Genomic DNA, 23,642 nt, shown 5'->3' with positions numbered 1-23,642 from the left:
GCTCGGGCCGCGCGCCGCGGCGCTCCAGTCGCGCCCGTTTCGGCGGGCGCCGCTCTTTTCACGAACTTCCCATAAGGACCTCATCATGGCCATTCCGCTGCTCGATCCCAACGCTCCCGAATTCACGCGTCGCTACGTGAACCTGGCCGATCCGCGTCTGGGGGCGCAGGCACTCGAGGCGAGCGACGACTTCTTCGCGCCGAAGGAGCGGATGCTGAACCCGGAGCCGGCCGTGTTCATCCCGGGCAAGTACGACGATCACGGCAAGTGGATGGACGGCTGGGAGACGCGCCGCAAGCGCACCACCGGCTACGACTGGTGCCTGGTGAAGCTGGCGCGCCCCGGCGTGATCAAGGGGCTCGACCTCGACACCAGCCATTTCACCGGCAATTTCCCGCCGGCCGCCTCGGTGCAAGCCTGCTACCTGCCCGACGGCACGCCGAACCAGAGCACGCACTGGGTCGAGATCGTGCCGTCCACCACGCTGCAGGGCAATAGCCACCATTACGTGGCGGTCGACGACAGCACGCCCTACACGCACCTGCGCGTGAACATCTATCCGGACGGCGGGATCGCGCGGCTGCGCGTCTATGGGCAGCCGAAGCTCGACTGGGAAGGCGCGAGCCGCAGCGAGCTGTTCGATCTGGCCGCGATGGAGAACGGCGGTCACGTGATTGCCGCCAACAACCAGCACTTCGGGCTGGCCTCGTCCATCCTGCTGCCGGGCCGCGGCGTGAACATGGGCGACGGCTGGGAGACGCGGCGCCGGCGCGAGCCGGGCAACGACTGGGCGATCATCGCGCTGGCACGCCCGGGCGTGATCCGCAAGGTCGAGGTCGACACCGCGCACTTCAAAGGCAACTATCCCGATCGTTGCTCGATCCAGGCGGCCCACGTAACGGGCGGCACCGACAGCTCGCTGGTCACGCAGGCGATGTTCTGGCCGGTCCTGCTCGGCGAGCAGAAGCTGCAGATGGACAAGCAGCATTATTTCGAATCGGAACTGGCCGCGCTCGGCCTCGTCACGCACGTGCGCCTGAACATCATCCCGGACGGCGGCGTCTCGCGTCTGCGCATCTGGGGCACGCTCGGCCAATGAAGACGCTGACCATCGAAGCGCTGACGCGCGCCGCGTTCGCGCCCTTCGGCGACGTGATCGAGACCGAGGGCGCCAGGCAGATCCCGATCAATCTCGGCACCACGATCCGCTTCCACGATCTGGCCCGGGTGGATGTCGCCGAGCAGGGCGGCCACACGCTCGTCAACCTGTTCCGCGGCCAGCCGCGCGCGTTGCCCTTCGAGGTGAAGATGCTCGAACGGCATCCGCTCGGCAGCCAGGCCTTCCTGCCCTTGTCGGAGCGGCCTTACCTGGTGGTGGTCGCGCCGGCCGGCGAACTCGATCCGGCGCGGATTCGTGCCTTCGTCTCGAACGGCTGGCAGGGCGTGAACTACGCGAAGGGCGTCTGGCACCATCCGCTGATCGCGCTGGGCGAGGTCAGCGATTTCGTGGTGGTCGATCGCGGCGGAGAAGGCTCGAACCTGAACGAGCAGATGCTCGAGGAATCGCTGTGGCTGACCGAGGAGGCGCTGCATCACGTCGCTGCCTGAGCATGGCGAGGGCGGGCGAGCGAGCCTGGGAGAAACGGGGTGGCAACAAGCAGCGCAGAGGCCTTGCGGACCGAAGGGTTCGCAAGGCCTTTTTGTTGGCGTCGACCTTCGACAGGCGAGCCGCCGCCGGGATGCGATACAGTTTCCTGCCGGATATCGATGCGGTCAGGCAATGGCGAGCAAAAAGGACAGGGAATGAGCGACGACGTACGAACCAGGACGATTTCAAGGGGAACGCCGGAATCCGCGGCGATGGTGGCGAGCGTCAAGCGCGCGATGGCGATCACGGCGGAGCTCAACCGATTGACGTTCGACGATGCGGATGCGGTCCGCGCCCTGTTCCGCGAACTGATCGGCAAGCCGGTCGACGCCAGTTTTTCATTGATTCCGCCGTTCTATTCGACCGGTGGCACCGATATCCGTGTCGGCCGCCAGGTCTTCATCAACCAGAATTGCACCTTCTATGACCTCGGCGGCATCGACATCGGCGACCAGGTGATGATCGGCCCCAATGTCAGCATCCTCACCTCAGGCCATCCCGTCGAGCCCTCGCGGCGGCGCAGCGGCGTGGTGGCCAAGCCGGTGGTGATCGAGAACAACGTCTGGATCGGCGCCGGCGCGATCATTCTCGGCGGCGTGACGATTGGAGAGAACTCGGTGGTCGCCGCGGGCGCGGTCGTCACGCGCGATGTGCCTCGCGATACGCTGGCGGGCGGAAACCCGGCGCGCGTGATTCGCTCGATCGCCGAATAAGCGCATCGCGCGAGCCGCTTCGGACATCGTCGTCCGCCGGCATCCAGGAAGCACGGAACAAAAAAGGGCTCGCGAATCCGCGAGCCCTTCCTTTTCAAGCCGTCCAAGCGACCGGCTGCCTACTTCGCCGCCCCCGCCTCGAACCACGCCGCGATCTTGGTGCGCTCGTCGTCGGTCATGTGCGTGACATTGCCGATCGGCATCGCCTTCAGTTGCACGGCCTGCTGGTAGATGCGCTGCGCGTTCTGCGCGATCTGCTCGGGTGTGTCGAACATCACGCCGGCCGGCGCGCTGCCCATCATGGTCGGCTTGGCCGAGTGGCAGGCCACGCAGCGCTGCTGCAGTACCGGCTCGATATCCTTGATCGAGAGCTTGGGCAGGTTGGCCGCCTCGGCCTGCGGCGCGACCGGGCGCGGCATGGTCCAGACCAGGGCCAGCAGCATCAGCGCGACGCCGCCCAGCGGCAGGTACCAGAGCTGCTGGCCGCGGTGGCGCATCACGAAGAACTGTCGGATCAGCGCACCGGCCAGCATGATGATCACCAGCACGATCCAGTTGTACTGGTTGGCGTAGGTCATCGCGTAGTGGTTCGACAGCATCGCGAACACCACCGGCAGCGTGAAGTAGGTGTTGTGCACCGAGCGCTGCTTGCCGCGCTTGCCGTAGATCGGGTTCGGCGTCTCGCCCTTGAGCATCTTGTCGACCATCTTGCGCTGGCCGGGGATGATCACGAAGAACACGTTGGCCGACATGATGGTGGCGAGCATCGCGCCGACGATCAGGTAGGCCGCGCGGCCCGAGAAGACATGGCAGGCCAGCCAGGCCGCCAGCACCACGTAGAGGCCGACGAAGGCGCCGAGCAGGCGGTCGCGGTTGCCGAGCAGGCGGCAGGCGCAGTCATAGACGATCCAGCCCGCCATCAGGAAGCCGAGCGCGGCCGACACGGCCACCACCGGCCCCATGTCGAGCACGTTGCGGTCGATCAGGTAGGTGTTCGGCGCGAGCAGGTAGAGCACGAAGAACAGGCCGAAGCCGGACATCCAGGTGGTGTAGGAAGGCCACTTCGACCAGTGCAGGTCCTCCGGCATCTCGGGCGGCGCGACCGTGTACTTCTGCATGTTGTAGAAGCCGCCGCCGTGCACGTGCCAGAGCTCGCCGAACACGCCGCGCTGGCGCTGGTTCGGATCCTTGGGCGGCTTGAGGCTGTTGTCGAGGGCGACGAAGTAGAACGATTCGCCGATCCAGGCGATCGCGCAGATGACGTGCAACCAGCGAATCGCGAGATTCAGCCAGTCGGTGATGAAACCTTCCATGAAACTCCTCCAGACAGACTCGAGTCCTTGTTATCGAATGTGGGGCGGGCAGGGCCGATGCGTTGTCAGCTGCCGCGATAGGTGCTGTAGGACCAGGGCGAGACCAGCAGCGGCACGTGGTAGTGCGCGTCGGGGTCGGCCACGCCGAAGCGCAGCACCACGCGGTCGACGAAGCGCGGCGCCGGCAGCTCGACGCCCAGCGCGGCGAAATAATCGCCGGCATGGAACACCAGTTCGTATTCGCCGGCGAGCAGGGCCTCGCCTTCGAGCAGCGGGCGGTCGCAGCGGCCGTCGCTATTGGTGGTGGCGGTGAGCAGCGCGCGGCGCGTGTCGCCGTCGATCGCATGCAGTTCGATGCGGATATCGGCACCGGGGCGGCCGTGCGCGGTGTCGAGTACGTGGGTAGTCAGCTTTCCCATTCGCTTGGTCCTTGTGTGAATGCGAAGAGTAAACGCGGCCTCGATCCAGGGATGGCGGCGGATCGAGGCTCCACGTCGGTGGCTACATACCCGTCGGCGGATCGAAGCGAGCGCCGAGTCGTCATTTTAAGAATGCCGGGGACGCGAATCGGCGCGCGATAGCGAAGATAAGCCGTCGCGCATGAGCGGCGGGGCCATGCCGGCCGGTCGATTCGCTGGCCGGCGCATCGGATCCAACTTATCCCATCATATTGCCGGCGTGAAGCGCGGTATTCGACGACAAGCCTTGCGTTCGGGACGCGCCTGCGCGATGCTCGACCAGTTCGCACGCGGCCAGGCCGCGCGGCGAGCCCCGAAGACGGCGAGCAAGCCGGGTAACCGGGCCACGGGCGTTCGACAGGACGCGGCGGCACGGTTTCCGGCGCCGCCGCTCCCGGTCGGATGCCGCCAGGCCGCCCAGGCGGCGCCACCGAACGGAGAACCACCATGCAGGACCCGATCGCGCGCCATGCCGCGCAAGCTTCCTCCTCCTTCCATTCCAACACCGGCCGTCCCGGCCGCACGTTGCTGGTACGCCATGCCGAGGTGCTGGTGACGATGGACGGCGAACGGCGCGAAATCCGCGACGGCGGCCTCTACGTCGAGGACAACCGGATCGTCGCGGTCGGCCCGACCGACACGCTGCCCGAGACGGCCGACGAGGTGCTCGACCTGCGCGGCCACCTGGTGATCCCGGGCCTGGTCAATACCCATCACCACATGTACCAGAGCCTTACGCGCGCCGTGCCGGCCGCGCAGGACGCCGAGCTGTTCGGCTGGCTGACGAACCTGTACCGGATCTGGGAGAACCTGACCCCGGAGATGATCGAGGTCTCGACGCTGACGGCGATGGCGGAATTGCTGCTCTCGGGCTGCACCACCTCGAGCGACCACCTCTATCTCTATCCGAACGGTGCCCGGCTCGACGACAGCATCGGCGCCGCGCAGCGGATCGGCCTGCGCTTTCATGCCAGCCGCGGCAGCATGAGCGTCGGCCAGCGCGACGGCGGCCTGCCGCCCGATTCGGTGGTCGAGCGCGAGGACGCGATCCTCGCCGACACGCAGCGCCTGATCGAGACCTGGCACGACGAGGCACGCTACGCGATGCTGCGCATCGTGGTGGCGCCGTGCTCGCCGTTCTCGGTGAGTCGCGACCTGATGCGCGAATCGGCGAAGCTCGCACGCGCGCATCGCGTCTCGCTGCACACGCACCTGGCCGAGAACGTCAACGACGTCGCCTACAGCCGCGAGAAATTCGGCATGACGCCGGCCGAATATGCCGAGGATCTCGGCTGGGTCGGCCCCGATGTCTGGCACGCGCACTGCGTGCAGCTCGACGAGGCCGGCATCGCCTTGTTCGCGCGCACCGGCACGGGCGTCGCGCATTGCCCGTGCTCGAACATGCGGCTCGCCTCGGGCATCGCGCCGGTGCGCCGGATGCGGCTGGCCGGCGTGCCGGTCGGGCTCGGCGTGGATGGTTCGGCCTCGAACGACGGCGCGCAGATGGTGGCCGAGGTGCGCCAGGCATTGCTGTTGCAGCGGGTTGGATTCGGGCCGGATGCGATGACGGCGCGCGAGGCGCTGGAGATCGCCACGCTCGGCGGCGCGCGCGTGCTCGGCCGCGACGACATCGGCGCGCTGGCGCCGGGCATGGCCGCCGATTTCGTCGCCTACGACCTGCGCCAGCCCTTGTTCGCCGGCGCGCTGCACGACCCGGTCGCCGCGCTGGTGTTCTGCGCGCCGTCGCAGGTGGCCTGGAGCGTCGTGAACGGGCGGGTGCTGGTGCGCGAGGGGCAGCTCGCGACGGTCGATCTCGGGCCGCTGGTGGAGCATCACAACCGGCTCGCGCGGCAGTTGCTGGAAGCGGCGCGCTAAGGCGGGTTCGGACAAGGCTCGCGGCGCGCACCGCGCTCTGCGTGGCCGGCGACGCGCCGAGGCGCCGCCAGCCGCGCAGGCGCTTCAAGCGTCGATCAACGTGCGGGTGGCCTCGGCCACCAGGCTGCGCAGCCAGCGCACCTCGTCCGAGTAATGGCAGCGTTCGTGCCAGAGCTGGTAGTACTGCATCGGCGGGAAATCGAGCGGGGCGGGCACCACCGACAGCGGCAGGAATTTCGCGTAATGGTCGGCGAACAGCCGCGTGGTGGTGAAGATCAGGTCCGACTTCACCAGCACATAGGGCGCCAGGTTGAAGTAGGGCAGCGTGACGACCACGTGCCGCTTGAGCCGCTCGCGCGCCAGGTGCACGTCGATCGCGCCGCGCTGGCCGACCGAGTAGGGCGTGGGCGCCAGGTGCGGCGCGTTCAGGTACTGGTCGAGCGTGAGCCCGCCGCGCTTGGCGAACGGATGCGTGTTGCTCATCAGGCAGACGATCTTGTCGACGAACAGGTTCGACAGGTGGAGCTGCTCGGGCGGCTCGGGCCAGTTGCCGATCACGATGTCGAGCTTGCCGTCCTCCAGCGCCAGCTCGTAGTCGAAGGCGGGGCCGAGCGAATGGAATTCGAGCGTCGCGTTCGGCGCCGCGTGGCGGAAGCGCTCCACCACGGTCGGCACGAACAGCACGTTCAGGTAGTCGGGGCAGCCGATCCGGTAGCAGCGGATCGAGGTGGCGGGATCGAAGTTGTGCTGCTGGAACTTGATGCGCTCGATCTCGCGCAGCGCGTTCTGCACCGGCTCGAGCAGGCGCAGCCCGTATTCGGTCGGGACCATGCCCGACTTGCCGCGCACCAGCAGCGGATCGCCGGTGATGTCGCGCAGCCGTCGCAACGCGGCGCTGATCGCCGGCTGCGACTGGTTCAGCTTGACCGCCGCGCGCGTCACGCTGCGCTCCATCAGCAGCGTGTGCAGGACGCGCAGCAGGTAGGTGTCGATCGCCTCGCGTTGTTGGCTCATGTTTTCTCCGGGTTATATATCTTCAGGCTGATCGATTGATCATGGGGATATATGATTTTTAATATGGACAGAAATGAGCGTCAAGCGGGCGTAAACCGCAGTAGAGCGGGGTTTCGAGATATTTGAAGGGGAATAACGCCGTGGCGGGATCGTTGACGGCGGTGCGATCCGCAAGCGCGGCACCTCGCTGTCGAGGTGTCGCGCGCAAGACCGCAGTGGCGAAGCAGCGGGGTTCAGTCGTCGAGGCGGATGCCAACCTTCAGCGTGACCTGCCAATGCATGACCTGGTCGCCCTCGATATGGCCACGCGTTTCGATCACCTCGAACCAGTTCAGGCCATGCAGTGTCCTGGCGGCCTTGGCGATGGCGTTGCGGATGGCATCGTCGCTCGATTTCTGCGACGAACCGGTGAGTTCGATCAGCTTGTAGACATGGTCGCTCATGATTCCTCCGGAGTCAGTGGACGCATGCGCGAGAGCCGGCAGCGCTGCCGAGTGCCCGCGCATCTAGGAGTGATCGGTATGATGGGCGCCGAGTTCAATTCGATTGCGGGGAACGACGTGGAAGCAGGATTTTGCGGGCCGGGACTGATGGGCGCGCCGATGATTCGGCACTGGCTGCGCGCGGGGCACCAGGTGCAGGTCTGGAATCGCACGCGTGCCAGGGCCGAGGTGCTGGCGGCCGAGGGCGCCAGCGTGGCGGATACGCCGCGCGAGATGGCCGGGCGGGTCGAGACGGTGATGCTGTGCGTGCTCGACGCGGCCGCGGTCGGCGAGGTGGTGTTCGGCGCGCATGGGCTGCTGTCCGGCGAACCGGAGCGGCGGCGCCTGCGCCGGATCGTCGATCATTCCTCGATTCCGCCGGCCGCCACGCGCGACTACGCGGCGCGCGCCGCGCAAGCGGGGGTGGCCTGGATCGACGCGCCGGTCTCGGGTGGCGTGCCGGGCGCGCAGGCCGGTACGCTCGCGGTGATGGCGGGTGGCCCGGCCGACGAGGTCGAGGCGGTTCGTCCGCTGATCGCCGCCTATGCCTCGCGGCTCACGCATCTGGGCGAGGCCGGCGCGGGACAGACGGCCAAGCTCTGCAACCAGGCGATCGTCACTGCCACGGTGGCCGCGATCGCCGAGGCGGTCGGGCTCGCCCAGGCCAGCGGCATCGATGCCGCGCGGCTGTCCGAGGCGCTGGCGGGCGGCTGGGCCGATTCGGTGCTGCTGCAGACCTTCGTGCCGCGCATGACTTCGGCCGGGCACGCGCCGCTCGGCGCGCTCTCCACCTTCAGGAAGGATGCCGAAACAATCGCCGATGCCGCGCGCGAGGCGGGCGCCGCGATGCCGGTGGCGGGCGCCGTCCAGCAATTGCTGCGCCTGGGTTCGGCGATGGGCCTGGCCGATGCCGACTTCTCGGCCTTCATCGATATCGTGCGCCCGGGCGGGCGCGCCTGAGGGACATCGCGCAAGGGGATGGCGGCGCGTCGCCGTCGTGGTGCTCGTCGCGCGGCGGGAGCGCCGGCAGGCGACCCGGATCGTCAGCCGATACGAAGCGGGCCGCGGTCCTGATCGACTCGCGGCCCGTTCGGGTCCGGCGGCTCAGAGCGAGCGGGGCGTGGTGTCGCCGGCGTTCTGCCGGCTCGCGCTGCGCTCGCCCGCCGGGCCGCCGGCGAATTCCGGCAGGATGCGGGCCCGCGCTCGGCTGGCGAACACCAGGAAGCCGAAGCCGTTCGCCTCGTACCAGTAGCCGCCGTTCTCCAGCCCGTCGAGCGGCTGCTCGAGCGCATGACTGATCGACTCGACGCAGCGCTTGCGCAGGTCGGCGATGGCGGGATAGGGCGGATGCGCACCGCGCACGGTGCAGAGCAGGACGTCCAGGCCCGGCAGCACGTGCGCGTACAGCACCGGCTCGTCCTGAGCCCTGGCGCGCGCGATCTTGGTATCGAGCTGGGCGAACGGTTTCGCATGGCGCAGGACGGCGAGAAACGACTCGTGACCGTCGTCCTGCCCGCGTCGGCGTTTTTTCGGAAAGGACATAAACACTCGCGTCAAAAACGATTGCAAGATTTGTGGCTTTGTCATGCGACCCACCCCCAAACCGGCTCGAGCGCCGCATGCCGATCTTTTATAGCATACGAAAATGCCGGCTTCACGAAGTTCGACGCGACGGCTTCGATCGAGCCGCGATACGCCGGACAGCTGAATGCCCACGATCGTCATGTCGGCGCTGTTTGCGCCTGTGTAATGTCATTGCTAGCTTCATGATAGTCCCGCGAACGCGGCGCGTGCAGGCCTGATTCATAAAAAAGCCTTGTTTCGGTGGCCGAATCGATGAGTGTTTTCCCGCGTATCGCCGCGTGATTTTCGCGTGCGCCGCACAAAAGAGGACGCAAAAAAGCCCGCGCTCGGCGGGCTCGATCGGGCTGGAAGCGCGGTGGGTGATCAGCGGCGTTTCAGTTCGTCGCGAATCTCGCGCAGCAGCATCACGTCCTCGGGCGTCGGAGCCGGCGCGGCCGGCTCGGCCACTTCCGGGCGACGCAGCTTGTTGATGAAACGCACCATCAAAAAGATGATGAAGGCCAGGATGATGAAGTTGATCAGCACGGTGATGAACGAGCCGTAGCCGAACAGGGCGACGCCCGCCGCCTGCAGATCCTTGTAGGAATCGGGATTGCCCTTGAAGCTGGCGGGGATGGGTCCGAGCTGAATGAACTTGTTCGAGAAGTCGAGGCCGCCCGTGACCACGCCGATCACCGGCATGATCAGGTCCTTGACGATCGAATCGACGATCTTCGAAAACGCGGCGCCGATGATCACACCGACGGCCAGATCCATCACGTTGCCCTTGACGGCGAACTCCTTGAATTCCTTGATCATGCTCATAAGCGGGTTGCTCCAGGGAAGGGGATAGAAACGGGAATGTGCGGCGGCAAGGCCCGCACGGCGATGGCGGACATCATAACGAACCCGATCGGACACCGATAGTTCGTCTGAAAAATGTTAACAAAGTCCCGGCCTGCCGGCAGCCCATGAAAAACGGGCCGTCGCCGGCCCGTTCGATGTTGCTGCTGCGCGCTCGCAGCCCGCGTTGCCCGGCATGATCCCGGGCAGGCGCCCTCAGCTGTTGTTCCAGTCGTCGTCGTTGCTGCCCAGGTCGACGCTGCCGCTGTCGCCGCTGTCGGTGCTCCAGCTGTCGCCCTGGCCGACATCGAAGCCAGCATCGTTCCCGCCGCCGTTGTTGCCGAGGTCGAAACCGCCGCCGCCCGAGCGCTGGCGCTGGTCGTCGACGATCACGTCGCGCTCGACCACGCGCTCGCGGCCGCCCGAGAGCGCCTCGCCGAGCAGCACGCCGGTCAGCAGGCCGCCCATGCCGCCGCCGAAGCCGCCGCCCTGCTGCACGATCACGGGCGGCTGCTGCGGTTGCGGCGGATAGGGCGACTGCGGCGGATAGGGCTGGTACGACGGCGGATACGGCTGCTGCGGCTGGCTCAGGCGATCGGCCTCCTGAGCAAACACCGAACCCGAAGCGGCCGCCGGCGCGGCCGGTGCCGCGTTCGGATCGGGGCGGCCCTCGACGCGTGCCTTCAGGCTCGCGAAACGTCGCTCGAGCTCCTCGACCTGGTACGGCGCCACCGGGTTCTTGCCTTTCGAGAGCGTCTCGACCAGGCCGAGCGCATCGCTCTCGACCGCCTCGATCTCGCCGGTCAGCGCCGACGCGCCCGGTGCCGTGGAGATGCGCGCATCGAGCTTGAGCGGGCGCACCTCGTTGAGCAGGTCGGTGGCGCGCTTCAACTGCGCGCGCCGTTCGTTGTCGGCTTCCTGGTTGCCGGCCGCGCGCGAACGGTTCAGCGTGCGACGCAGCACCAGCACGACCACCACGATCACGGCGATCAGGCCGAGCCAGGCGATCATGCCGGGGCCGTGATGCGCGGGCTTGGCGGCCGGCGCGAGCGAGGAAGTCTGCATCGCGCTCGGCGGCGTGGCGCTCGGCATCAGCGCGCCGCCGGCGGTGGCCGAGCGACGTTCGCCCGAGGCGCGGTTCGCGTCGGCGCGCAGCCTGGACTCGGTCTGCGCGAAGGCGCTCGGGGTGGTGAAGTGCAGCGTCGGATCGAGCGAGCGGGCGCGCTCGATCGCGGCCAGCGCGTCGGCCGGGCGGCCTTCGCGGTCGAGCACCTGGCCATACAGATAGTGGGCGCGCGCGTTGTCGGGATGAGCGGCGATGACCTGGCTGAGCTGGCTGTCGGCGCGTTGCCAGTTCTGCTGGTTGATCGACTGGATGACTTGCTGGAGCGAGGGCACGGCCGCGAACACGCTCGCCGAGGCGACGAGCAGGGCGATGCCGGCGGCAGCGACGAATTTCTTCATGATGGACCAGGCGGCGAGCCTGCCTCCTTGAGGGGAGAGGCCGCGCGGGCGGGAAGGTCCCGGTGCCGCGCGGCGGCCGGTGCGCGTGTTACTGCGCCGGCGTGTTCAGTTGCTTCTTCAGCGCTTCGAGACGATCGTCGACCGAGGGGCCGCGGTTCAGCGCGGCGAGCTTGTCGTCGAGCGCCTTGCCGCTGTTGTTGTCGGCCGAGTTCAGGCGCGCGTCCGAGCGTGCGTTCGACAGCGCGACCTTGTCCTCCAGCTTCTGGAAGTCGGCCGACAGGTCCTTGCCGCCGATCCCGCCCAGCGCGGTGGCCGCGACGTCCTTGGCCTGCGCGATTTCCTGCTTGGCCTGCAGGATGTTCGAGCGCGTGTTGAGGTCGTTGCGGCGCTGGCGCATGTCGGCGATCTGCGCCTTGAGCTTGTCGACCGACGGCTCGAGCGCCTCGAGTTCGTGCGCGAGCGCATCGCGCTCGACCTCGGCGTTGGTCTGCGCCGTCAGCGCCTCGCGGGCCAGCGATTCGTCGCCCGATTGCAGCGCGCGCTTGGCGCCGTCCTCGTACTTCCTGACCTTGTCGGCGGCCGCGTCGCGCTTGCTGCGCTGGGTGGCCACCTGGGCTTCGATCTCGATCAGCGAGTTCTCGGCCCGGGCGATGCTGTCGTCGAGCTCCCGCACGATCTGGCGTGCGTCGCGCGACGGATCCTGCACCGAGTCGGCCGCGTCATTCAGCAGGCCCTTGAGCGTGCGCGAAACAGAGTCGAAAAGCGACATGAAACCCTCCATGGATGAAAAACGAAGTGGTCGGCGACCACCTCAGCCGCGCGGCGCGTTCGCGCCCGACATGCCGGCGGATATTACACCACCGGATCGCTTAAACGCCGCTTAAACACGGCGTTTTGCGAGGGAGCGCAGCTCGCTTCGCGCGACGGGAAAATACGGTCGAAGGGGGCATTTCCAAGGGGGCGAACACAGATGGATACAATGCTTTCGCGATTGAAAGGCTCGTTATGCAGACAAGCGTGCTCGATGCGTCGAAGCGGGCCGTCGAGATGGGCACTGAATCGCGCCGCGCGCCCCAGGACGGGGCAAATAGAGGAAATTCTTACAAAAAAACGCCGGGACGCCGGGGCGATTTCATTAAAATGCGCTGTCACGTCGCGGGAACGGATCCCTGCGTGCCGGGGTCTGTCGACGTGCTACGCTCCATCCTCATCGCGTAAAGCCTGACGTATCGATCCACACGCGCGTCACTGCAGTCCAACCGCGCACGCCCACGGTGCCGCAGCCGCGCCCGCCATTCCGACATGCCGATCATCAAACGCCCGTCCGACTCCGAACCCAATTACAAGTTACGCCGCTCGCCTTCCGGTGCGTTCTACGCGGATGAGTCCGATCGCCATGGCGGCGACCACCGTCGCGACCGCGATCGCGACGATCGCGAGCCCCGCCGCCGCTCGATCGGCACGCGCATCGCGCTGTGGTTCGCCGGGCTGTTCGCGGTGGCCGGCGTGATCGGCGCGCTGATCGTCGGTTATGCGCTGGTGGTGATGGCCCCGCAGCTGCCCTCGCTCGACGCGCTGACCAACTACCAGCCGAAGGTGCCGCTGCGCGTCTACACGGCCGACCACGTGCTGATCGGCGAGTTCGGCGAGGAGCGCCGCAGCCTGGTGCGCTTCCAGGACATTCCCGACGTGATGAAGAAGGCGGTGCTCGCGATCGAGGACTACCGCTTCTACGAGCACGGCGGCGTCGACTTCGTCGGCATCCTGCGCGCCGGCGTGGCCGACCTGATGCACGGCGGCGCGCGCCAGGGCGCCAGCACCATCACCATGCAGGTGGCGCGCAACTTCTTCCTGTCGAGCGAGAAGACCTACACGCGCAAGATCTACGAGATGCTGCTCGCGTACAAGATCGAGAAGACCCTGAGCAAGGACCAGATCCTCGAGCTGTACATGAACCAGATCTACCTGGGCCAGCGCGCCTATGGTTTCGCCGCGGCCGCGCGCGTGTATTTCGGCAAGGACCTCAAGGACATCACGCTGGCCGAGGCGGCCATGCTGGCCGGGCTGCCCAAGGCGCCCTCGGCCTACAACCCGGTGGTCAATCCCAAGCGCGCCAAGGTGCGCCAGGAGTACATCCTGCAGCGCATGCGCGATCTCGGCTACATCACGCCGCAGCAGTATGACCAGGCCGTGAAGGAGGAGATCCACACGCGCACGCCGGGCAACCAGTACGCGGTGCATGCCGAGTTCATCTCGGAGATGGTGCGCCAGATGATGTACGCGCAGTACAAGGACGAAACCTATACGCGCGGGCTGACGGTCACCACCACCATCAACTCGGCCGACCAGGAGGCGGCCTACCAGGCGGTGCGCCGCGGCATCCTCGACTACGAGCGCCGTCACGGCTATCGCGGCCCGGAAGGCTTCATCGCGCTGCCGGCGCCCGGCGATTCGCGCGACGAGGCGATCGACGACGCGCTGGCCGACCATCCCGACAACGGCGACCTGCAATCGGCGGTGGTCACCGCGGCCTCGCCCTCGGCGGTGCAGGTGCAGTTCGTCGGCGGCGAGAGCGCCACCGTGAACGGCGCGAACCTGCGCTTCGTGGCGGCCGCGCTGAGCCCGCGCGCGAGCGACGCGCTGCGCATCAAGCCCGGCTCGATCGTGCGCGTCACCAAGGACAGCAAGGATGCCTGGCAGGTCTCGCAACTGCCGCAGGTGGAAGGCGCGCTGATCGCGCTGACGCCGCAGGACGGCGCGATCCGCTCGCTGGTGGGCGGCTTCGATTTCAACAAGAGCAAGTTCAACCACGTCACGCAAGCCTGGCGCCAGCCCGGTTCGAGCTTCAAGCCCTTCATCTACTCGGCCTCGCTCGAGAAGGGCCTGGGGCCGGCGACCATCATCAACGACGCGCCGCTGTACTTCCCGCCGAGCACGCCGGGCGGCACCGCCTGGGAGCCGAAGGACGACGACCAGCCCGACGGCCCGATGTCGATGCGCGATGCGCTGCGCCGCTCGAAGAACCTGGTCTCGATCCGGATCCTGGCCTCGATCGGCACCAAGTACGCGCAGGATTACGTGACGCAGCGCTTCGGCTTCGATCCGTCCAAGACGCCGCCCTACCTGCCGATGGCGCTCGGCGCCGGGCTCGTCACGCCGCTGCAGTTGGCGGGGGCCTACTCGGTGTTCGCCAACGGCGGTTTCCGCGTCGATCCCTACCTGATCGCGGAAGTGGACGACGCGCACGGCCAGCCGCTGCAGAAGGCGCAGCCGGCGATCGCCGGCAGCAACGCGCAGCGCACCGTCGACGCGCGCAACGCCTACGTGATGAACAGCCTGCTGCACACGGTGGCCACCGCCGGCACCGGCGCCGGTTCGAACGTGCTGGGCCGCGGCGACCTGCAGGGCAAGACGGGTACCACCAACGACGCCAAGGACGGCTGGTTCGCCGGTTACCAGCAGTCGCTGGTGGCGGTCGCGTGGATGGGCTACGACCAGCCCAAGAGCCTGGGCAGCCGCGAATTCGGCGCCCAGCTGGCCCTGCCGATCTGGGTCAGCTACATGCGCACCGCCCTGCGCGGCGTGCCCGAGCAGCAGATGGCGATGCCCGACGGCCTGACCACCATCGACGGCGAGCTGTACTTCGCCGATCACACGCCGGGCAACGGCTTCGTCTCGAACGTCGACATCAACGAGGCCGGCAACCCGATCAATGCCAATGACGCGCTCGGCGCGGCGGGCGCGGCGGGTCTCACGCCGCCGCCGGTCACGCAGCAGGAACGGCAGCAGATCATGGACATGTTCGAGGGCAACAAGCCCTGACGAAAGAAGGTGCCCGCCGCGGCAGGCGGGCGCCGCGAGAAATGGCGAAAGCCCGGCAGATCCTGCCGGGCTTTTTTTCGTCCCGGCGCTTTGCGCGGATGCGCCTGGAGGCAGCCGCGCGGGGCGGGACGCGATCAGAACGCCGCGCAGATATCCGTGACGAGCAGCCCGACCGATTGCTGCCGGAAGCGCTGCTTGTAGGCGTCGCGCACGTCGTCGAGCGCCTGGCGCGTGGTGGAGGTGGGCGGTGCGACCAGGCGGATCACGAAGGAGGCTTCGCGCACGATCGCGCCGGTTTCGCGATCGCGCCAATGGCCCTGCGTATCCCATTGCGTGAGGCCGTCGGGGAAGCGCGGCGTGACGATCTCGGCGACGAAGGCGCTGCGCTCGGCATCGGTGACCGGGCCGCGGCCGGCGATATCGCGGCCGAACATCAGTTCGGCCTGCCAGGCGGGATGGGTGCCGGCCGCATCGCAGGCGGGCGGGTTGTCGGGCGCGGCGCCCGCCTGCGAGGTGGCCGGCAGCGGCGCGCAGGCGGCGAGCCAGCCCGCGCTCGACAACACGATGGCGAGGCGCAGCGAGCGGCGTGCCGCGGGTAGGGAGGGCGAGGCCGAGGTCGACCTCGGGCTCGACGCGGAAACCGGATCACGGCGGGACGGCTTGACGAGCATCGCGAGACTCCTTTCTTTGGCGAAGGCTGGATGGCGATACCGGTTCGCATGGCGCGGCGCACCGGCTCGTGCTGCGAGTCTGCTCTCGCGCGGGCAGGCGGTCGACGGCCTCGACCGATGCTGCGCGATTTATCCACAGTTTGTGTTGAGATCCTTGTTGATAAGCCCGGGGAAGGCGCCCCAAGCCCTTGAGCGCACAAGGAATTTCCGGCGAGGATGCGGCACGGGCAGGGGCCGCGTCAAGCGCGGCGCGAAACCGGCCGCGGCGGCGCCCTGCGCATTTCGTGACCGATTCGAGGCAGCGCGGCGAAAGCCTGACCGATCAAGCACTTGGCTCGCTTGTCAGGCGCTTGTCCACAGGTTCTTCAACACAAGCTGGGGATATCGTCGCGCCCCTGGCGCTCAGTGGCCGCGCCGGGCGTCCTCGAGATGCGCGGCGAAGCGCGGCGCCTCGATGTTCGAGCCGGCCAGCAGCACGCCCACGCGCCGGCCCTGCAGGGTTTCGCGCAGCGGCCCGAGCAGGGCCGCGATCGGCGCGGCGCAGGCCGGCTCGACGGCGGTCTTGAGATGCGTGAACAGGTACAGCATGGCCGCGCGCAAGGCATCGTCGTCGACCGTGACGAGCCGCTCCAGATGGCGCCGGCACAGCTCGTAGCTGTATTCCTCGGTGTGCGTGGCCGCGGCCAGCGCGTCCGCGATGGTGCGCGGCGCGCGCGCCTCGACCGGCCGGTTGGCCGCGAAGCTGCGGCTCATCACGTCGGCGCCGGTGGGTTCGACGCCGTATACGCGCACCCGCGGATTGGCCAGCCGCAGCGCGGTAGCGAGGCCGGCCGCCAGGCCGCCGCCGCCGACCGGCACGATCACCGCGTCTAGGTCGGGTGCCTGGGTGGCCCATTCGTAGCCGAGCGTGGCGGTGCCGAGGATGGTGCGATAGCCGTTGAAGGGATGGATGAACTGCCGGCCTTCCTCGGCCTCGATGCGCCGCACCAGCTCGAAGGCGTCGGCGCGGCCGGCCGCGAGCACCACCTCGGCGCCGTACTGGCGGCACAGCGCGAGCGGCGCGGCGCCGGCGCTGTCGAGCATCACCACCTTGGCGCTCAGGCCGAGCCGCATCGCCGCGTAGGCGACGGCGGTCGCATGGTTGCCCGATGACACGCAGGTCACGCCGATGCGCTTTTGCGGCTCGCTCAGCGCCAGCAGGTTGGCGAAGGCGCTGCGCAGCTTGAAGCTGCCGCTGGCCTGCAGCAGCTCGAACTTGAGGTTGACGTGGGTGCCTTCCAGCGCCGGCAGGTCGGCACGCTCGAACACCGGCGTGCGCGAGACCCAGGGCGTCAGCGCGAAGTGCTCGGCGGCGATGTCGTCGAGCGTGGGGATCGGTTCGCCGTTGATGGCGGCGTGGGCGGTAGGGGGAGCGAGAGTCGACATGGCGGCGGGCGGGGCACCCGCCGCGAACGGCGAGTGCCGTATCGGGCGGATCAGGCGAGGGTCATGCTGTAGATGAACTTGCGCAGGAAGCGTTCGCAGCCGTCGAGCTGGGCCAGCTCGACGTATTCGTTCGGCTTGTGCGCCTGCTCGATGTTGCCGGGCCCGCAGACCACGCTCGGGATGCCGGCATTGGCGAACAGGCCCGCCTCGGTGCCGTAGGCGACCTTGCGCTGCGACTGGTCGGCGCTCAGCGCGCGCACCAGCTGCGTGATCGCGGCCTGCTCGTCGGCGTCGAGCCCCGGCGCCGAGGCGATCTTCGAGATCTCGATGGCCGCGTCGGGATGCTCGCGGCGCATCTTCGGCAGCAGCGTATCGCGCGCATAGGCGTCGATCTTCGCGAAGATCGCATCGGGATCGAGCGTCGGCAGGTTGCGGAATTCGAAGGAGAAACGGCATTCGGCCGGCACCGTGTTGATCGCGTTGCCGCCCTGGATCTGGCTGGTCTGCGCGGTGGTGAACGGCACGTCGTAGAGCTCGTCGAAGGGGCCCTTGGCGCGGAATTCGTCGGCGATGTCGCGGATATGGCAGATCAGCCGCGCCGCGTATTCGATCGCGTTGAGCCCCTTGGGCGTCAGCGAGGAATGGGCGGCGTGCCCGCGCACGCAGCAGCGATAGGTATTGATGCCCTTGTGGGCGATGATCGGGCGCATGCTGGTCGGCTCGCCGACGATGCAGCCGCTGGGGTTGAGGCCGCGCTGCTTGAGGTCGGCGATCAGCAGCGGGGCGCCGGCACAGCCGATTTCCTCGTCGTAGGACAGCGCGAAATGGATCGGCTTGGCGAGCCTGGCGGCCTGCATCTCGGGCACCAGCGCGAGCGCCGCGCCGATGAACCCCTTCATGTCGCAGGTGCCGCGGCCGTACAGCCGGCCGTCGCGGATCGCCGGCTTGAACGGGTCGCTGTCCCAGTCCTGGCCGTCGACCGGCACCACGTCGGTGTGCCCGGACAGCACCACGCCGCCGTCGGTGGCGCCGTCGTGGGCGGGGATCGTCGCGAACAGGTTGGCCCAGCCCTCGCGCTTGTCGTGTGTCAGCGTCGAGGCGATACCGCGCTCGGCCAGCGCGTCGCGCACGGTTTCGATCAGGCCGAGGTTCGGTACGCGGCTGGTGGTGTCCATCGCGACCAGGTCGCGGACCCAGTCGAGGCTGATGGGGCTATCGGCGGCGGGAGCGGCGGTGTGGGCGGGCGGCGCGGCGGCGTCGACGGAACGCATGGTGAAACTCCGGATGGCAATACGAAAATCATACGTCAAAAACGCCGCGGCCCGCGTTCGCGGGCCGCCTTGCGCTGCAGCACGATTTTCGCCGGGCCAGCGGACGATCCGCCATTTCCGGCGCGGGCGGCGGGATTCGCCGTTGGCGTCGGGACCCGTCGTCGCTCGCCACCCGCCGCCGCCGTCCGTCGCGGATTCGCCGTTTCAGCGTGCGCCGGCTTTCTGTCCGCCCGAGGGCAGGCCCAGCGCGCGCAGCGTTTCCTTGACGGTCGACACGCGGATCGCCAGGTCGGGCGTGCGCGTCTCGATGCGCAGCTTGTCCTGGCCGGCGAGCTTGACGTGCTTGTGCTTCTGCACCATCTCGATGATGCGCATCGGATCGATCGGCGGGCTCGGCACGAACTGCAGGCCGATCACGGCCTCGCTCGCGTCGATCTTGCTGATGCCCAGCGGCTTGGCCGCCAGCCGCAGCCGGTGCGTCTCGACCAGCGCGTTGGCCTGCTGCGGCAGCTTGCCGAAGCGGTCGATCAGCTCCTCCTGGATCGCGTCGATCGACTCGCCGTCCTCGCAGTTCGCCAGGCGCTTGTAGAGCGACAGGCGTTCCTGCACGTCGGCGCAGTAATCGGCCGGCAGGATCGCCGGCGTATGCAGGTTGATCTCGGTGGTGGCCGCCAGCGGCGCGAGCAGGTCCGGCTCGCGGCCGTTCTTGAGCGCCTTGACCGCGTCGTTGAGCATGTCGGTGTAGAGCTGGAAGCCGATCTCGTGGATCTCGCCCGATTGCTTGTCGCCGAGTACCTCGCCGGTGCCGCGGATCTCCAGGTCGTGCATCGCCAGGTAGAAGCCCGAGCCGAGTTCCTCCATCTGCTGGATCGCCTCGAGCCGGCGCTGCGCCTGCTTGGTCAGCGACTGCGGATCGTGCACCAGCAGGTAGGCATAGGCCTGGTGGTGCGAGCGGCCGACGCGCCCGCGCAACTGGTGCAGCTGGGCCAGGCCGAACTTGTCGGCGCGGTGCATGATGATGGTGTTCGCGCTCGGCACGTCGATGCCGGTCTCGATGATGGTGGTGCAGAGCAGGACGTTGGCGCGCTGGCCGACGAAGTCGCGCATCACGCGCTCGAGTTCGCGCTCGTGCATCTGGCCGTGGGCGATCGCGATGCGCGCCTCGGGCACCAGCTCCTCGAGCATGGCCTTGCGGTTCTCGATGGTCTCGACCTCGTTGTGCAGGAAGTAGACCTGGCCGCCGCGCTTCAATTCGCGCAGCATCGCCTCGCGGATCACGCTGTCCTCCTCGCGCCGCACGAAGGTCTTGATCGCCAGCCGCTTCTGCGGCGCGGTGGCGATCACCGAGAAGTCGCGCAGGCCTTCCAGCGCCATGCCCAGCGTGCGCGGGATCGGCGTGGCGGTCAGCGTCAGCACGTCGACCTCGGCGCGCAGCGCCTTGAGCGCCTCCTTCTGGCGCACCCCGAAGCGGTGCTCCTCGTCGATGATCACCAGCCCGAGCCGCTTGAACTGCACGTCCGAGGACAGCAGCTTGTGGGTGCCGATCACGATGTCGACGCTGCCCTCGTTGATCTGGCCGATCGCGGCATTGACCTCCTTGGTCGACTTGAAGCGCGACAGCTCGGCCACCCGCACCGGCCAGTCGGCGAAGCGGTCGATGAAGGTCTGCGTATGCTGCTCGGCCAGCAGCGTGGTGGGCGAGAGCAGGGCCACCTGCTTGCCGCCCATCACGGCGATGAAGGCCGCGCGCAGCGCCACCTCGGTCTTGCCGAAGCCGACGTCGCCGCACACCAGGCGGTCCATCGGCTTGCCGCTGGTCATGTCGCCGATCACGGCCGCGATCGCGGCGGCCTGGTCGGGCGTTTCCTCGAAGCCGAAGCTTTCGGCGAACTTCACGTAGTCGCGCGGCTCGAGCGCGAAGGCATGGCCCTCGCGCGCGGCGCGGCGCGCATAGAGGTTGAGCAGCTCGGCCGCGGTATCGCGGATCTGCTGCGCGGCCTTGCGCTTGGCGCGCTCCCATTGGCCCGAGCCCAGCGAGTGCAGCGGCGCGCTGTCGGGATCGGCGCCGCTGTAGCGCGAGATCACGTGCAATTGCGAGACCGGCACGTAGAGCTTGCTCTCGCCGGCGTATTCGAGATGCAGGAATTCGGTGTCGCCCTCGCCGAGATCCATCGACACCAGCCCCATGTAGCGGCCGATGCCGTGCTGCGTATGCACCACCGGATCGCCGACCTTGAGCTCGGAGAGGTCGCGCACCATCGCGTCGACGTTGCTGGCCTGCTCCTGGCGGCGCCGGCCCGCGCGGCGGCCGGTGGCGCCGTACAGCTCGGTTTCGGTGACGATCGCGTAAGCCTCGCCGGGCACCGCGAAGCCGCTGGTCAGCGGCGCCACGCCGAGCGCGAAACGCTCGTCGCTGGCGAGCCACGAGGCGTAGCTGTCGTTGCCGACCGGGCGCAGCCCGTGCTCGGCGAACAATTGCGCGATGGTCTCGCGACGGCCCGCCGATTCGACCGTGAACAGCACGCGGTTGGGCGTGCTCGCGAGGTAGGCGCGCAGCGTGGCGAGCGGATCCTCGGCCTGGCGCTCCAGCGCCAGCGGCGGCAGCGCGGTGGCCCAGCCGCCCGGCGCCTGGGCCGGCAGCACCACGCGCGCGAAGGGCTTGGCGAGCGTGTAGAAATCGTCGTCGGACAGGAACAGGCGCTGCGGCTCGAGGATCGGCCGCTCGCGGTCGTGCGAGAGGAAGTTGTAGCGCTGTCTGGTATCGGCCGTGAAGCGGCGGATCGCGGTGTCCAGGTCGCCGCTGAACACCAGGTGCGCGCGCGGCGGCAGGTAGTGGAACAGCGTGGCGGTGTCCTCGAAGAACAGCGGCAGGTAGTACTCGATGCCGGCCGAGGGCACCCCGTTGCCGATGTCGCGATAGATCGGCGCGCGGCTCGGGTCGCCCTCGAAGGTCTCGCGCCAGCGGCTGCGGAAGGCGGTGCGGGCCGCCTCGTCGAACGGGAATTCGCGGCCCGGCAGCAGGCGCACGTCGCGCACCGGGTAGAGGCTGCGCTGCGTGTCGGGATCGAAGGCGCGGATCGAGTCGACCTGGTCGTCGAACAGGTCGATCCGGTAGGGCAGCGGCGAGCCCATCGGGAACAGGTCGATCAGCGAGCCGCGCACGCAGTATTCGCCCGGGCGCACCACCTGGCTGACGTGCTCGTAGCCGGCCAGCGTCAGCTGCGCCTTGAACCTGGCCTCGTCGAGCCGCTCGCCCTGGGTGAAGGCGAAGGTGTAGGCGGCCAGGAAGGCGGCCGGCGGCATCCGGTAGAGCGCCGTGGTGGCCGGCACCAGCAGGATGTCGCAGCGCCCCTCGCCGAGGTCGTGCAGGGTGGCCAGCCGCTCCGAGACCAGGTCCTGGTGCGGCGAGAAGGTGTCGTAGGGCAGGGTTTCCCAATCGGGCAGGAGGCGCACGCGCGCGTTCGGCGCGAAGAAGCCGATCTCCTGCGAGAGCCGCTGCGCGTCGACGGCATTGGCGCAGATCACCGCGACCAGCGGCACCTCGCCCTGGTGGGCGGACAGGTAGCGGGCGATCGCGAGGGCGTCGGCGGAGCCGTGCGCGCCGTCGAAGGCGAAGCGCTGGCCCGGTTTCACGAGTGCGACGGGGGACGACGGGGTGCTGGCGTTTTCTGGCATGGACGAGGCTGGAATGGCGTGCGCCGGGGCGCGGCGAGCGGCACGGCGGCCGAGGCGAAAGACCTATTATAAAATCCGTGATTCGATTTCCCTATTACCGGCGTTCGCTCTCGTGACTCCCCGACTTTTCGCCCTGATTCCCTGCGCCGGCACCGGCAGCCGCTCCGGCTCGGCGCTGCCCAAGCAGTACCGCACGCTCGCCGGTCGCGCGCTGCTGCACTATACGCTGGCCGCCTTCGACGCGCTCAGCGAACTCGCGCAGACCCTGGTGGTGATCTCCCCCGACGATCCGCATTTCGACGCGCGTCGCTTTTCCGGCCTGCGCTTCGCGGTCAGCCGCTGCGGCGGCGCCTCGCGCCAAGCCTCGGTGCTCAACGGGCTGATGCAGCTCGTCGAATTCGGCGCGACCGACGCGGACTGGGTGCTGGTGCACGACGCGGCGCGCCCCGGCATCACGCCGGCGCTGATCCGCACGCTGATCTCCACGCTCAAGGACGACCCGGTGGGCGGCATCGTCGCGCTGCCGGTGGCCGACACGCTCAAGCGCGTGCCGGCCGGTGGCGACGAGATCGCCCGCACCGAGGCGCGCGACGGGCTGTGGCAGGCACAGACGCCGCAGATGTTCCGCATCGGCATGCTGCGCGAGGCGATCCTCGCCGCGCAGCGCGACGGCCACGACCTGACCGACGAGGCCAGCGCGATCGAATGGGCCGGCCACGCCCCGCGCGTGGTGCAGGGCAACCTGCGCAACTTCAAGGTCACGTACCCCGAGGATTTCGACCTGGCCGAGGCATTCCTGTCGCGGCCGGCGAACGCCTCCTGATCCACCTTCACCACGAACCAGACCCAGCATGGACATCAGAATCGGACAAGGCTACGACGTACACCAACTGGTTCCCGGCCGGCCGCTCATCATCGGCGGCGTGACCATCCCCTACGAGCGCGGCCTGCTCGGCCACTCGGACGCCGATGTGCTGCTGCACGCGCTGACCGACGCGCTGTTCGGCGCGGCCGCGCTCGGCGACATCGGCCGGCACTTCTCGGATACCGACGCGCAGTTCAAGGGCGCCGACAGCCGCGTGCTGCTGCGCGAATGCGCGAAGCGCGTCGCCGCGGCCGGCTTCGCGATCCGCAACGTCGATACCACCGTGATCGCCCAGGCGCCCAAGCTCGCGCCGCATATCGACGCGATGCGCGCCAATATCGCCGAGGATCTGGGCCTGCCGCTCGACCGCGTCAACGTCAAGGCCAAGACCAACGAGAAGCTCGGCTATCTCGGCCGCGGCGAGGGCATCGAGGCCCAGGCCGCCGCGCTGCTGGTGCGCGAGGGCGACTGAGCCTCGCGCCCGGCCGGCATCGTGCCCCGCCCTGGTGCGCGACGCCGGCCGGCTTTCCCGCCGGCCGT

20 protein-coding genes are annotated in these 23,642 nt (G+C 68.4%); 8 read left to right on the top strand and 12 right to left on the bottom strand.

Annotated elements, in window-relative coordinates; translation table 11 throughout:
- The first annotated feature begins 85 nt into the window (after positions 1–85).
- The 3 genes from alc to F3J18_RS02260 all read left to right on the top strand — a co-directional run bounded on the left by alc (position 86) and on the right by F3J18_RS02260 (position 2,361).
- A complete protein-coding gene (alc, locus tag F3J18_RS02270; protein ID WP_025096714.1) occupies positions 86–1,099 on the top strand; it encodes an allantoicase in 1,014 nt (337 codons plus the stop codon).
- A complete protein-coding gene (locus tag F3J18_RS02265; protein WP_166911114.1) occupies positions 1,096–1,608 on the top strand; it encodes an ureidoglycolate lyase in 513 nt (170 codons plus the stop codon). The genes alc and F3J18_RS02265 overlap by 4 nt, the downstream gene beginning before the upstream one ends.
- A gap of 195 nt (positions 1,609–1,803) precedes the next feature.
- Positions 1,804–2,361, top strand: coding sequence for a sugar O-acetyltransferase (locus tag F3J18_RS02260; protein ID WP_166911224.1), 558 nt, complete (start codon positions 1,804–1,806; stop codon positions 2,359–2,361).
- A 119-nt stretch (positions 2,362–2,480) separates the two neighbouring features.
- On the opposite strand, the gene F3J18_RS02255 is transcribed toward F3J18_RS02260, so the two are convergent.
- Positions 2,481–3,674 carry a urate hydroxylase PuuD gene (locus tag F3J18_RS02255; protein ID WP_013698384.1) on the bottom strand — a complete coding sequence of 398 codons (1,194 nt, stop codon included), beginning with the start codon at positions 3,672–3,674 and terminating at the stop codon, positions 2,481–2,483.
- A gap of 65 nt (positions 3,675–3,739) precedes the next feature.
- Positions 3,740–4,093: a hydroxyisourate hydrolase gene (uraH, locus tag F3J18_RS02250; protein WP_013698383.1), complete on the bottom strand. Its 354-nt coding sequence runs from the start codon at positions 4,091–4,093 to the stop codon at positions 3,740–3,742.
- Positions 4,094–4,579: 486 nt separating this feature from the next.
- Here uraH and F3J18_RS02245 point away from each other — a divergent pair, with 486 nt between their 5' ends.
- The gene (locus F3J18_RS02245; protein ID WP_240154536.1) at positions 4,580–6,007 is read left to right on the top strand and encodes an 8-oxoguanine deaminase; all 1,428 of its coding nucleotides are present in this window, start codon (positions 4,580–4,582) and stop codon (positions 6,005–6,007) included.
- Positions 6,008–6,091: 84 nt separating this feature from the next.
- Here F3J18_RS02245 and F3J18_RS02240 read toward each other — a convergent pair whose 3' ends face one another.
- A complete protein-coding gene (locus F3J18_RS02240; RefSeq protein ID WP_013698381.1) occupies positions 6,092–7,021 on the bottom strand; it encodes a LysR substrate-binding domain-containing protein in 930 nt (309 codons plus the stop codon).
- 233 nt (positions 7,022–7,254) lie between these two features.
- Positions 7,255–7,464, bottom strand: a complete 210-nt coding sequence (locus F3J18_RS02235; RefSeq protein WP_166911112.1) for a dodecin — start codon at positions 7,462–7,464, stop codon at positions 7,255–7,257.
- A 78-nt stretch (positions 7,465–7,542) separates the two neighbouring features.
- On the opposite strand from F3J18_RS02235, the gene F3J18_RS02230 reads away from it, so the two are divergent.
- A complete protein-coding gene (locus F3J18_RS02230; protein ID WP_181162936.1) occupies positions 7,543–8,463 on the top strand; it encodes an NAD(P)-dependent oxidoreductase in 921 nt (306 codons plus the stop codon).
- A 144-nt stretch (positions 8,464–8,607) separates the two neighbouring features.
- Here F3J18_RS02230 and F3J18_RS02225 read toward each other — a convergent pair whose 3' ends face one another.
- The 4 genes from F3J18_RS02225 to F3J18_RS02210 all read right to left on the bottom strand — a co-directional run bounded on the left by F3J18_RS02225 (position 8,608) and on the right by F3J18_RS02210 (position 12,142).
- Positions 8,608–9,045, bottom strand: a complete 438-nt coding sequence (locus F3J18_RS02225; protein WP_013698378.1) for a hypothetical protein — start codon at positions 9,043–9,045, stop codon at positions 8,608–8,610.
- 405 nt (positions 9,046–9,450) lie between these two features.
- Positions 9,451–9,891 (bottom strand): large conductance mechanosensitive channel protein MscL, encoded by a 441-nt coding sequence (gene mscL, locus F3J18_RS02220; RefSeq protein WP_013698377.1) that lies wholly within the window; start codon positions 9,889–9,891, stop codon positions 9,451–9,453.
- Between the two features lie 234 nt (positions 9,892–10,125).
- A complete protein-coding gene (locus F3J18_RS02215; protein ID WP_036040065.1) occupies positions 10,126–11,373 on the bottom strand; it encodes a tetratricopeptide repeat protein in 1,248 nt (415 codons plus the stop codon).
- 88 nt (positions 11,374–11,461) lie between these two features.
- Positions 11,462–12,142 carry a PspA/IM30 family protein gene (locus F3J18_RS02210; RefSeq protein WP_013698375.1) on the bottom strand — a complete coding sequence of 227 codons (681 nt, stop codon included), beginning with the start codon at positions 12,140–12,142 and terminating at the stop codon, positions 11,462–11,464.
- 533 nt (positions 12,143–12,675) lie between these two features.
- Here F3J18_RS02210 and F3J18_RS02205 point away from each other — a divergent pair.
- On the top strand, positions 12,676–15,195 hold the full coding sequence (locus F3J18_RS02205) for a penicillin-binding protein 1A (RefSeq protein WP_025096719.1): 2,520 nt from the start codon (positions 12,676–12,678) through the stop codon (positions 15,193–15,195).
- Positions 15,196–15,329: 134 nt separating this feature from the next.
- Here the strand turns inward: F3J18_RS02205 and F3J18_RS02200 are convergent, their stop codons facing one another.
- From F3J18_RS02200 to mfd, 4 genes are all read right to left on the bottom strand, one after another.
- Entirely contained in the window at positions 15,330–15,866 is a 537-nt protein-coding gene (locus F3J18_RS02200; RefSeq protein WP_240154535.1) for a DUF3574 domain-containing protein, read from the bottom strand.
- A gap of 402 nt (positions 15,867–16,268) precedes the next feature.
- A complete protein-coding gene (locus tag F3J18_RS02195; protein WP_025096721.1) occupies positions 16,269–17,291 on the bottom strand; it encodes a threonine/serine dehydratase in 1,023 nt (340 codons plus the stop codon).
- A 50-nt stretch (positions 17,292–17,341) separates the two neighbouring features.
- Positions 17,342–18,562 (bottom strand): acetylornithine deacetylase, encoded by a 1,221-nt coding sequence (argE, locus tag F3J18_RS02190; RefSeq protein WP_166911110.1) that lies wholly within the window; start codon positions 18,560–18,562, stop codon positions 17,342–17,344.
- Between the two features lie 204 nt (positions 18,563–18,766).
- The gene (mfd, locus tag F3J18_RS02185; RefSeq protein WP_025096722.1) at positions 18,767–22,237 is read right to left on the bottom strand and encodes a transcription-repair coupling factor; all 3,471 of its coding nucleotides are present in this window, start codon (positions 22,235–22,237) and stop codon (positions 18,767–18,769) included.
- Between the two features lie 112 nt (positions 22,238–22,349).
- On the opposite strand from mfd, the gene ispD reads away from it, so the two are divergent.
- Together ispD and ispF are read left to right on the top strand one after the other, a co-directional pair.
- Positions 22,350–23,060, top strand: coding sequence for a 2-C-methyl-D-erythritol 4-phosphate cytidylyltransferase (gene ispD, locus F3J18_RS02180; RefSeq protein WP_025096723.1), 711 nt, complete (start codon positions 22,350–22,352; stop codon positions 23,058–23,060).
- Positions 23,061–23,088: 28 nt separating this feature from the next.
- Complete coding sequence (ispF, locus tag F3J18_RS02175; RefSeq protein WP_025096724.1) at positions 23,089–23,574, top strand: 2-C-methyl-D-erythritol 2,4-cyclodiphosphate synthase; 486 nt, start codon at positions 23,089–23,091, stop codon at positions 23,572–23,574.
- The last annotated feature ends 68 nt before the right edge of the window (positions 23,575–23,642 follow it).

The organism is Burkholderia sp. Ax-1720 (genome assembly GCF_011753035.1).
Lineage (GTDB): Bacteria > Pseudomonadota > Gammaproteobacteria > Burkholderiales > Burkholderiaceae > Burkholderia > Burkholderia gladioli.
Note: the sequence above shows the minus strand (reverse complement) of the source record. Positions and strands in the feature narration are given on the sequence as shown.